2 protein-coding genes and 1 pseudogene are annotated in these 2300 nt (G+C 66.4%); all 3 read right to left on the bottom strand.

The annotated features are described in order from the left end of the window. Nucleotides 1-320: pseudogene (locus Mlute_RS15025) on the bottom strand (branched-chain amino acid ABC transporter permease); the annotation flags it as partial. An 83-nt stretch (nucleotides 321-403) separates the two neighbouring features. Beyond that, nucleotides 404-1597, bottom strand: a complete 1194-nt coding sequence (locus Mlute_RS15030; RefSeq protein WP_119361322.1) for an ABC transporter substrate-binding protein — start codon at nucleotides 1595-1597, stop codon at nucleotides 404-406. Next, on the bottom strand, nucleotides 1594-2300 hold a 707-nt coding region (locus tag Mlute_RS15035; protein WP_245959005.1), incomplete at its 5' end, for a 3-hydroxyacyl-CoA dehydrogenase family protein. The genes Mlute_RS15035 and Mlute_RS15030, both read right to left, overlap by 4 nt.

Here is a 2300-nt window from a genome sequence, read left to right on the forward strand (position 1 = left end):
AGCCCCAGCACCCCCAGGCCCCCCAACAGCAGAAGACCAGCCCTTCTTGGATTTTTCCGTTCCAAAAGGGCCCACCCCGCCAACATGGCCGCAGCCAGCCAGGCGGTTCCGGGCATCTGTCCTCCTAGATTGAGCCCGCTTACCTCGGGGGGCAGGAACCAGACATAGGTGAGGGGGGCGTACACCAAGAACTCCCCTAGGGGCACCAGGATGACCCGTGTGACCGCAAAGACCAGCACCAACGATAGGGCCAGCAGGGCGTAGATGGTGCCGTTTTGTAGAGCATCCGCAGCCAGAAAGGAGAATATCGCCCAGTCCATAACAGGTGCCGAAGGGCCTCAACCAGCAGCCAACGGCCGTTTTGTCCTGGCGGCTGGCTGCTGGTCTTTGGCCACAGGCCCTCCTACCTGAAGGTGCGGAGGAGCTTCCAGTCGAGCTTGCCGGTGGGGGTTTTTACGATTTCCACCATCACCGCGGCCTCGTTGAAGCGCAGGCCCAGGTGGTCGGTGGGGGACATGTTGAAGATACCGTGGGTGCCCACCACGTTGCGGGTGGCCTCTATCTCATCCCGCAGCACCCGGCGGAAGGCCGCCAGGTTGCTGGTCTGCTCGCGGCGTAGGGCCCGCTCGAGGGCCGGGCGCAGGATGGCCCAAGCGTCGTAGGCGTGCCCGCCAAAGGTAGAGTAGCTGCCAATGCCAAAGCGCGATTCGTACTGCTGCACGTAGCTGGTGGCCACCTGGCGGTTGGGGAAGTCGGGGGGGAGCTGGTCAAAGACCAGCACCGGGCCCGCCGGCAGGCGTGTTCCTATCACCACGTCGCCCCCCACCCGCAGGAAGTCGGGGTTGGCCACGCCGTGGGTCTGGTATATCAGGCCCCGGTAGCCACGCTCCCGCAGGGTGCGCTGGGGCAGCACCGGAGCGGTGCCCGAACCGCCAATCAAGACCGCGTCGGGGTTGCGGGCCAGGATGCGCAACACCTGACCGGTTACCGAGGTGTCGGTGCGGGCGAACCGCTCTGAGGCCACCACCTGGATACCGGCCTCGCGGGCGGTGGCTTCAAAGGCCCGGGCCCAGCCCTCGCCGTAGGCGTCGTTGAAGCCGATGTAGGCGGCGGTTTTGACCCCCGAGGCGGCCATGTCCCGCACGATGGGCTGGCTCATCTGCTGCTCGGTCTGGGGGGTTTTGAAGACCCAGCGGCGCTTTTCATCCACCGGGAATACGATCTCCAGGTTGGCCGCAAGGGAGATTTTGGGCACCCCGGCCTCGGCCACCACATCGATCATCCCCAGGCTGGCCGGGGTGGTGGTGGTGCCGATGATGGCCAGCACCTGGTCTTCCTGGATGAGCCGCCGGGTAGCCCGCACAGCCTGGGTGGTGTCCGAGGCGTCGTCCAGGATGATGAACTGCACCGGGTGCCCGGCCACCCCGCCGCGCCGGTTGACCTGCTCCTCTAGGAGCAGCAGGGTGTTGCGCTCGGGGATGCCCAAGCTGGCCGCGGGGCCGGTGGCCGAGACCACCACCCCGATTTTTAAGGGGGCTTGCTGGGCCAAGCCTAAGCCCAGCCCAAGGGCCAGCAGTCCTATCAGAGCTCGTTTCATCTTGCCTCCTTGTGGGTATGGGTTTGCCAATCTCCCTCCTGGGAGGGGAGATTTCCAAAGGTCTCGAGCCCCGCCGCCACCATCCGGTGCAGCAGGGGGTGGGGCCGGTAGCGGTCCTCGCCCAGTTCGGCAAAGAGCCCCTCTAGGGCCCGCAGAACCGGTTTGAGCCAGATGCGCTCGGCCCACTCCAAAGGCCCCAAGGGATACCCCGTTCCCAACCGCATGGCCCGGTCTAGGTCGCTTGGCCGGGCGATGCCCTCAGCAAGGGCTGCGACGGCTTCGTTGATGAGCAAGGCTAGGATGCGGAAGCCCACCCCGCCGGGCTGGTCGGGCAGCAGCAGGGTGGGGTGGCCTTGGGCTTCAAAGAAGGCTTGGGCCAACGGAAGGGCCGGGTTGGGCCCCGAGAGGGGGGTGTAGAGTTCTACGATGGCCTTTGGGCCGACCGGCGGGACCAGGCTGAACCCAGCTACGGGGCGGCCCTTCAGCTCGGCTTGCAGGCGGCTGGTGGAGTGGCCCCAGACCAGGCCGACCACCGGAAGGCCTTCTGGGAGGTCGTGCTTGCGCTCGAGCTTCACCCGGCAGTCCAGGACGAAGTGGGCCTCTTCGGGGCTCTTTGCGTAGGGGAAGCGGTCCTTGAGTTCTTGGGCCAGCGGGTTGGGGCCGAGAATCAGGGGAAGGGGGGCTTTGGCGTTGGGGCTGGGAG

Origin of the sequence: Meiothermus luteus (genome assembly GCF_003574085.1) — a bacterium.
GTDB lineage: Bacteria > Deinococcota > Deinococci > Deinococcales > Thermaceae > Meiothermus > Meiothermus luteus.